Genomic DNA, 9,092 nt, shown 5'->3' with positions numbered 1-9,092 from the left:
TCGGGTAGAGATCAACCCACCCACAACAACCCCCCCCCCCCCCCCCCCTCCCCCACCCCCCCCCCCCCCCCCCCCCCCCCCCCCCGCCCCGTGATCGCGTGAACCCCTCTTCCTCAGACGATCAGAGCTTCCTCAGAACATCAAAGTTTCCTCAGAACATCAGAGTCTCGCGAAGCGTCAGGGCGTGATGAAGAGACCGTCGCCCACGGTGCGCTCCGCGCCGTCCGAGGGGCGGTTGACGGCCTTGTGTCCGACCACCATCACGCTGGACCCGCCGCCGTCGAGGTTGATGGCCTGCCTGGCGCCCAGCCAGCGCATCAGGTGGGCTCCCTCCACCATGGAGGCGCCCACCGAGACTCCGGGGTTGCGTCCGTCGACCGTGGCCAGGATCAGCCCTCCGGACTTGCTGACGCCCACCATCGTGCGCGGGTGGCGCCGGAGCATCATGTTGACCGAGGCGTGCCCGTCGGCCGCGGCGGTGATCCGTACCCGGCCGTTCCTGACCAGTCCCACCCCGCCACCCATGGCATAGGTCGTGGGGGTGAGGGGGACGGCCCGGCGCGTCCGCATGTCGATCACCTTGGTGTCCACCTTCATCCCGGTGCCCACGGCGTGCTCCTGGAGCCAGACGGCCATGAGACCGGTGCCGTGCAGGACGGACGTGCCCCGCGCGACGATGCCGCCGGCCTGCCGGAGCTTGACGACCATGCCCTGGGAGTCGATGACGGCCTCGATGCCGCCGTCGGCCGCCGTCTTGCCGCCGAACTCCTCGGTGTAGAGGACCAGCTCCTCGGGTCCGGCGGCCCGGTTGATGCCCTTGACCTGTGTCTTGGTGCCGTCCGAGGAGACCGCGGTGACGACGGTCTCCAGCTCGGTGATCCGTGCCTTGCGGCCCTCGGTGATGACCAGTGCGCTCCGTCCGGGGACGGCCTCGCTGAGCAGCCGGCCGCCCACCACGGAGACGCCGACAGGGTCGCCCTGGAGCGCCTTGGCCGTGTGGATGTTGAAGAAGCCGCCGTTGACCCCGGCGATGGCACCGTTCAGCTTCGACATCGAGCTGGTGGTCTCGCGCTTGGCCACGCTCTTGCCGACGCTGGTCCTGTACGAGCCCCGGAACCTCCTGGGGTCGACCATCAGTACGCGCATGTCCCAGGGGCCGGTGGTCTCGGCGCCGTCGTCCCCGAGGTAGTCGGTCTTGGCCCGGATGCCCTGCTCCTTGAGCTCCTTCACCGTCTTGTCGGCCTTGGCGCGCTGGCCGAACGACCACAGGCCGATCCGCACCATGTATCGCTCCACGGCGGGAGCGTCCGCGGCGGCGGGCTGGACGATCTTCAGGATGCTGGGGGTGAACCCGGCGGCCTCCACCGCCTCGGCCACCGTCTGGGCGGTGTCAAGGCGACCACTATCGTGCCCATTAGGCATAAGTGCGGAGACTGTCCATCCTTGGGTGGATTTGCCGTGTTTCACACTAAAAAGGGTAATTCCCCGTGCCACACTGTATTCCTTCTTCGCCGTGGCCGTGCTCACACCCAGGGGAAAAGCCGAGGAGGGAAACCCCGAACTCACCTGCTCGGCCGCGGCGGGAATCGCCGTGGCCGTGAGCGCCAGCACCGTGAATCCGGCGACAAGACGTCGCGACATGTATATCTCTCCCCATTGGTCTCCGACTTCGTGCACCATCGTGCCGAGATTTACGGGTTAAGGGGAGCGAAACACGCTAAACATCACGAGAAAGTGTGCCGGATCACCCTGGTCACGGACGCGCTGAACGGGCGGGTCCTCACGGAACGGGCCGGACGGATCCCCTGGTCAATAAGGATTAGCCCTCGGTCGTTTCACCGCGGGCGGGAGAATGCGGCGCTACGGTGCGGTAGGCCGCATTTCCTCAGAGCGAGCGGCACATCTTCCGAGAGGCAGCCGTCATGGGGCTGAGCATTCTCATCGTGATCATCGCGAGCCTGGTCCTCGGGCTCATCCTCGGCGCGGTCCTGACACGCCCGCGCCGCTGGGATCTCCACGTCTGCGTGGACGACGCCGCGCGGGAACCGGAGCACGGCACGGCGGGCGCTCCCGGGACCCGGGGTGCGAAGGCACCGAGGGCGCCGGCGTGAACACGGCGCCGGACGCCGTGCCCGGCGCCGTGCCGGACACGGCGTCCGGCAGGCGCGCCAGGCCGGACGGGCCGCGTCAGTTCACGCGGTGGTACACCACGCGCAGCGTCTCGTGGACGATCCAGACGGTCTTGGCCCCCTCGGCGAGCAGGCAGACCGACCCCGGGACGAGTTCCAGGACGGCGCCGCCGTCGACCTCCAGGGTGGCGCGTCCGGCGAGGACCACCACGAGATTGTCACGTTCCACGTCGATCACGGTGCCCACGGTGAGCTCACGGATGCCCCGGCTCTGCCTCCCGTCGGGTGAGGACCACAGCTCGATCGAGGAGAGCCGCGGGGAGCCCGCGAGGATTTGACCGGGCTCCAGCTCGTCGGGGGAGAGCCGTACGTCGCCGGCCGGTACGGAGAACGCCCCGGCGGCGGTGAGCATCCGGGCCAGATCGGCGGCCTCGGGAACGAAGATCTCGGGCATGGGGACCTTTCAGGGGCGGGGATCGTCTCTCCGGATGGACTCCAGTGCCAGCAGGGCGACATGGAGGGAGAGACAGGACTCGACATCGTCCAGATCGGTGTCGAGGACGCGCTCCAACCTGCGGAGGCGGTCGTAGAAGGCGGGCCGTGACAGGTGGGCCCGCTGCGCCGCGACGGCCTTGTTGCGGCCCGCGTCGAGGTACACGCGGAGGATCCCGGCGAGGTCGCCGCCGCGCTGGGCGTCGTGGGCGAGCAGGGGGCCGAGCTCGCGCTCGGCGAAGGTCTGCAGCCGGGCGTCGTCGCGGAGCAGGTGGAGCAGCCCTCTCAGCCGGAGGTCGGGCAGCCGGTAGAAGGCGCGCCCGTCGGGCCGCCCGACGGCCACGTCGGCGACCTGTTCGGCCTCCAGGAAACTGCGCCGCACGTCGCGTACCGACTCGACCACGGAGCCCGCGGCGAGCACGAAGGGGGTCGTGAAGGCCGCGCCCAGCTTCTCGGACAGCGTCGTCAGCGCGGACTCGGCGGGGACGCGCGGCGGCAGCGGGAGCAGCAGGCCGACCCGGTTCTGGTCCAGGGCGCCGATCAGCGCGGGCAGGCGGGCCTCGCGGCAGGCGGCCGCGACCGCGTCGGCCAGCTCGCCGAGCCGGGCCAGCTGTTCCTGGCCGTTCAGCGGGCCGTCGGCCGGTTCGGTCAGGCGGAGCACCGCGCTGACGAGGTTGCGGCCGGTGAGCGGGACGCCGACCGCGCGGGCGCGGGCCGCGGCCTCCTCGGGGTCGGCGTACGCGTGGGTCAGGATGCCGGTGATGATCGTGCCGTGCGCGCGGCGTTCCAGGGACTCCTGGTGGCGCTCCAGCAGGCGGCTCAGGGCGAGGGTGGTCGCGGCGCGCTCGGCGAGCACGATGTCGCGCGGGCCGGGCTCGGCGTCGCAGAGCAGGATCAGCCGTCCCCAGTCCTGGCCCCGGGCGCCCACCATCGTCACCAGCCAGCCGGAGGCGGCGTCGTAGGCGGTGCGCGCGCCGGGGGAGACGGTGCGGGAACGGCTCTCCCACCCGGCGAGCAGGGTTCCGGGGTCGCGTCCCGCGGTCTCGCACGCCAGGACCTGGTGGGTGAGGTTCTCCAGCAGGGCAGGGTGGCCGGAGAGCCGGGCGACCTGGCCGAGCACCTTCGCCGGGGAGGCGCCCTCGACCGAGAGCTGGGTGAAGACCTCGTGCAGCTGCTCGGAGGCGCGCAGCTCCTCCAGCTGGACGTCGATGATCCGGGCGTGCACGGACTCGGTGATCTGCACGAACGGCGTCTCCCTGGCCAGGGTGATCAGGGGCAGGCCGCGTTCCTCGGCGGCGGCGACCACGGCGCGGGGCAGCTCCCCGATGAACTTGCGGCCCAGCTCCACGATCAGGCCCGAGGCGCCCACCGCGACCAGTTCGGCGATGTACTCGGTCAGCCTGACCGGATCGTCGGGCAGGGCTATGCCGGTGGTGAGCACCAGCTCGCCGCCGCGCAGCAGGTGCGCGATGTCGGTCACCTCGCCCACGTGCACCCAGCGCACCCGGCTGTCCAGCCGGTCGGTCCCCGCCACCACCCGCGGATCGCCCCGGCGGACGGTGTCCAGGGCGAGGACGTCGGCGACGGTAGGGAGCACCCGTCGAGCGTATCCGATCAACATGTAAGTACGGGCTGACCCCGCCTTACAGGGTGTCCAGAAGCCTTCTCCCTCTCCCACGGCGGCCCGCGGCCTCGCGCCAGGCGGCTCGGGGGCCGCCCCGGCCGGGACCCCTGTGGCCCGTCGAGGCGGCGGGACGCGGCCGGGCCGCCCAGGAGCGTTCCGGACCCATGGCCATAGGATTACCTCACCTTTTTCTGGCCGAGAGGCGCGATGTGAACATGGTTGAGACGGCCGGCGCGGGACGGGGCAAGGCCGTCACGGGCGCGGCGGGGGTGGAAGAGCTCGATCTCCGCCAGCTCCTGGCCGGGCTGACGGCGGTGCGCGACGGTGACTTCGGCACCCACCTGCCCGAGGACGGTGACGGGCTGCTGCAGGAGATCGCCACCGTGTTCAACGGCATGGTGGACCAGCTCTCCCTGTTCACCTCCGAGGTGACCCGGGTGGCCCGCGAGGTGGGCACCGAGGGACAGCTGGGCGGTCAGGCCGAGGTGCCGGGCGTCTCGGGCACCTGGAAGGACCTCACCGACTCGGTGAACGCCATGGCGGGCAACCTCACCGACCAGGTGCGCGACATCGCGCAGGTCGCCACGGCGGTGGCCACCGGCGACCTGTCGCAGAAGATCACCGTGGACGTCCGCGGTGAGATCCTGGAGCTGAAGAACACGCTGAACACGATGGTGGACCAGCTGTCGTCGTTCGCCGACGAGGTCACCAGGGTCGCGCGCGAGGTGGGCACCGAGGGCAGGCTGGGCGGCCAGGCCGAGGTGACCGGGGTCGCCGGCACCTGGCGCGACCTCACCGACTCGGTCAACTTCATGGCGGGCAACCTGACCGACCAGGTGCGCAGCATCGCGCAGGTCACCACGGCCGTCGCCAAGGGCGACCTGTCGCAGAAGATCACCGTGGACGCCCGGGGCGAGATCCTGGAGCTGAAGAACACCATCAACACGATGGTGGACCAGCTGTCGTCGTTCGCCGACGAGGTCACCAGGGTGGCCCGCGAGGTGGGCACCGACGGACGGCTGGGCGGCCAGGCCGACGTCAAGGGCGTCTCGGGCACCTGGCGCGACCTCACCGACTCGGTCAACTACATGGCGGGCAACCTCACCGACCAGGTCCGCAACATCTCGCAGGTGGCCACCGCCGTCGCCCGCGGCGACCTGTCGCAGAAGATCACGGTCTCGGCGCGGGGCGAGATCCTGGAGCTGAAGAACACGCTGAACACGATGGTGGACCAGCTGTCGTCGTTCGCCGACGAGGTCACCAGGGTCGCGCGCGAGGTGGGCACCGACGGACGGCTGGGCGGCCAGGCCGACGTCAAGGGCGTCTCGGGCACCTGGAAGGCGCTGACCGAGTCGGTGAACGTCATGGCCGACAACCTCACCGCCCAGGTGCGCAGCATCGCGCAGGTCACCACGGCCGTGGCCAAGGGCGACCTGTCGCAGAAGATCCGGGTGGACGCCCGGGGCGAGATCATGGAGCTGAAGGAGACCATCAACACGATGGTCGACCAGCTCTCGGCCTTCGCCGACGAGGTCACCCGGGTGGCGCGCGAGGTGGGCACCGAGGGCAACCTCGGCGGCCAGGCCACCGTGCGGGGGGTCTCGGGCACCTGGAAGGACCTCACCGACAACGTCAACTCGATGGCCAACAACCTGACCAGCCAGGTGCGCAGCATCGCGCAGGTCACCACGGCCGTGGCCCGGGGCGACCTGTCGCAGAAGATCACCGTGGAGGCCAAGGGCGAGGTCGCCGCACTCGCCCAGACCATCAACACCATGGTCGACACGCTGAGCGCGTTCGCCGACGAGGTGACCCGGGTGGCGCGCGAGGTGGGCACCGAGGGCGAGCTGGGCGGCCAGGCGCGCGTGCCCAACGTGGCGGGCACCTGGAAGGACCTCACCGACAACGTCAACTCGATGGCCAACAACCTGACCAACCAGGTGCGCAACATCGCGCAGGTCACCACGGCGGTCGCGCAGGGCGACCTGACCAAGAAGATCGACGTGGACGCCCGGGGCGAGATCCTGGAGCTCAAGACCACCATCAACACGATGGTGGACCAGCTGTCGTCGTTCGCCGCCGAGGTCACCCGGGTGGCGCGCGAGGTCGGCAGCGAGGGACGGCTGGGCGGCCAGGCCGAGGTCGAGGGCGTCTCGGGCACCTGGAAGCGGCTGACCGAGAACGTCAACGAGCTGGCCGGCAACCTGACCCGCCAGGTGCGGGCCATCGCCGAGGTGACCAGCGCGGTGACCTCGGGCGACCTGACCCGGTCGATCACCGTCGACGCCTCGGGCGAGGTGGCCGAGCTCAAGGACAACATCAACTCCATGGTGAAGTCGCTCCGCGAGACCACCCTGGCCAACCAGGAGCAGGACTGGCTCAAGTCGAACCTGGCCCGCATCTCCGGCCTGATGCAGGGACACCGCGACCTCGCGGTCGTGGCCGAGCTGGTGATGAACGAGCTGGCGCCGCTGGTCTACGCCCAGCACGGGACGTTCCTGCTGGCCGAGGAGAAGCCGGACGGCTCGCAGCTGCGGGTCGTCGGCTCCTACGGGCACCGGGACACCGCCCGCAGGCACTTCTTCGGCGACTCCCTGGTGGGGCAGGCCGCGGTCGCCAAGCGGCCCATCCTGGTCGAGGACATCGCCCCCGGCTACCTCACCATCTCCTCCAGCCTGGGGGCGGCCGACCCGGTCAACCTGATCGTGCTGCCGATCATCGTCGAGGACCAGGTGCTCGGCGTGATCGAGCTGGCCAGCCTCAACCGCTTCACCCAGGTGCACCGGGCCTTCCTGGAGCAGCTGGTGGAGACCATCGGCGTCAACGTCAACACCATCGTCGCCAACGCCCGTACCGACGCGCTGCTCACCGAGTCGCAGCGGCTGGCGACCGAGCTGCAGGTCGGGCAGGAGGAGCTGCAGCGCTCCAACGCCGAGCTGGAGGAGAAGGCCGAGCTGCTGGCCCGGCAGAACCACGACATCGAGACCAAGAACAGCGAGATCGAGCAGGCCCGCCAGGAGCTGGAGGACCGTGCCAAGCAGCTCGCGCTGGCCTCCAAGTACAAGAGCGAGTTCCTGGCCAACATGAGCCATGAGCTGCGCACCCCGCTCAACTCGCTGCTCATCCTGGCCCAGCTGCTGGCGCAGAACCCGGCGCGCAACCTCACCGCCAAGCAGGTGGAGTACGCCAACGTCATCCACTCGGCCGGCACCGACCTGCTCCAGCTGATCAACGACATCCTCGACCTGTCGAAGATCGAGGCGGGCAAGATGAACATCAGCCTCGAACCGCTGCCGCTGCGGCAGCTGCTGGACTACGTCGAGGCGACCTTCCGCCCGCTGACCACCGAGAAGGGGCTCCGGTTCGACGTCGTGGTCTCCCCCGACGTCCCCGAGGAGCTGCTGATGGACGAGCAGCGGCTTCGGCAGGTGCTGCGCAACCTGCTCTCCAACGCGGTGAAGTTCACCGAGCGGGGCTCGGTCGAGCTGCGCATCGAGCGGGTGGGGCCGATGGAGCTGGCCGGGGTGCCCGACCAGGAGGCGCTCGCCTTCCGGGTGGTGGACACCGGCATCGGCATCGCCGAGGAGAACCTCTCGCAGATCTTCGACGCCTTCCAGCAGGCCGACGGCACCACCAGCCGCAAGTACGGCGGCACCGGGCTGGGACTGTCCATCAGCCGGGAGATCGCCGCCCTCTTCAACGGCGAGATCCGCGCGGTCAGCACGCTGGGGGCCGGCAGCACCTTCAGCCTCTGCCTGCCGATCGCCGAGCTCACCCCCGGCGGCACCGGTCAGGCGGCCGGCCGGGGGACGGTCATCGCGGCCGTCGCCGAGCCCGTGGCGGTGCCGGCCCCGGTGGTGGAGCGGTTCCCCGTCACCGAGGGGCGGCGCCTGCTGGTCCTGGAGTCGCGGCCCAACGGGCTGCTGTCCCAGCTCGCCGAGAGCGTCGTGGCCGACCTGCCCGAGACGCACGGGCCGGTGCAGGTCTCCGCGGCCAACGACCCCGTCGCCGCGATGGAGATGCTGAACACCGACACCCACCACTGCATCGTGCTGGACCTGGGCATGCGCCAGGACGCGGCGGCCGACTTCCTGCGCATGCTGGACGACGATCCGGTCCTGCGCGAGCTGCCGGTGCTCGCCCACCACACCCGCACGCTCACCCGGCCGCAGGAGAACCTGCTCAAGGGCCGGTCCAACACCCAGCCGCTGGAGCGCCTGCCCAGCCTGGACGAGCTGCGCGAGCGCATCACCCTGCACCTGTCGGCGCCCGAGCCGGGTGACGTGCTGCCCCTGGTGCAGCCCAGCCCCGACGAGCGGCCCCAGCCGGTGGAGCAGGTGGACACGGTGCTGGTGGACAGGAAGGTCCTGGTCATCGACGACGACGTCCGCAACGTCTTCGCGCTGACCAACATCCTGGAACTGCACGGCATGCAGGTCCTGTACGCGGAGAACGGCCGCAAGGGCATCGAGATCCTGTCGCGCAACGAGGACATCGACCTGGTCCTGATGGACATCATGATGCCGGAGATGGACGGCTACGCCGCGACCGCGGCCATCCGCAAGATGGCCGACTTCGCGGACCTGCCGATCATCGCGGTGACCGCCAAGGCAATGCAGGGCGACCGGGAGAAGACCCTGCAGGCGGGCGCCAGCGACTACGTCACCAAGCCCGTCGACGCCCAGGAGCTGCTCCGCCGCATCCAGCGGTGGCTGGAGATCTGACCCGTCCCGGACGGCCGCAGGACGGGACGACCCGTCGGTGGGGGGGGGGGGCCCGGGGGGGGGGGGGGGGAAAGGGGGGGGAGGAGAGGGGGGACAAGGGCCCAACGTCCTCCCCCACTCTAT

The 9,092-nt window shown here is 70.4% G+C and carries 5 protein-coding genes; 2 read left to right on the top strand and 3 right to left on the bottom strand.

Features of this window, described 5'->3' with window-relative positions; translation table 11 throughout:
• Positions 1-177: 177 nt before the first annotated feature.
• Positions 178-1,377: a phosphodiester glycosidase family protein gene (locus tag ACZ6RT_RS28750; RefSeq protein WP_470157162.1), complete on the bottom strand. Its 1,200-nt coding sequence runs from the start codon at positions 1,375-1,377 to the stop codon at positions 178-180.
• 545 nt (positions 1,378-1,922) lie between these two features.
• On the opposite strand from ACZ6RT_RS28750, the gene ACZ6RT_RS28745 reads away from it, so the two are divergent.
• Entirely contained in the window at positions 1,923-2,111 is a 189-nt protein-coding gene (locus ACZ6RT_RS28745) for a hypothetical protein (RefSeq protein WP_470157161.1), read from the top strand.
• A 76-nt stretch (positions 2,112-2,187) separates the two neighbouring features.
• On the opposite strand, the gene ACZ6RT_RS28740 is transcribed toward ACZ6RT_RS28745, so the two are convergent.
• Together ACZ6RT_RS28740 and ACZ6RT_RS28735 are read right to left on the bottom strand one after the other, a co-directional pair.
• On the bottom strand, positions 2,188-2,583 hold the full coding sequence (locus ACZ6RT_RS28740) for a cupin domain-containing protein (protein WP_470157160.1): 396 nt from the start codon (positions 2,581-2,583) through the stop codon (positions 2,188-2,190).
• A 9-nt stretch (positions 2,584-2,592) separates the two neighbouring features.
• The gene (locus tag ACZ6RT_RS28735; protein ID WP_470157159.1) at positions 2,593-4,218 is read right to left on the bottom strand and encodes a PucR family transcriptional regulator; all 1,626 of its coding nucleotides are present in this window, start codon (positions 4,216-4,218) and stop codon (positions 2,593-2,595) included.
• Between the two features lie 242 nt (positions 4,219-4,460).
• Here ACZ6RT_RS28735 and ACZ6RT_RS28730 point away from each other — a divergent pair, with 242 nt between their 5' ends.
• Complete coding sequence (locus ACZ6RT_RS28730; protein WP_399196520.1) at positions 4,461-8,969, top strand: hybrid sensor histidine kinase/response regulator; 4,509 nt, start codon at positions 4,461-4,463, stop codon at positions 8,967-8,969.
• Positions 8,970-9,092 lie beyond the last annotated feature (123 nt).

Source organism: Streptosporangium sp. NPDC050148 (assembly GCF_055586505.1).
This window is presented reverse-complemented; position numbering and strand designations above follow the sequence as displayed.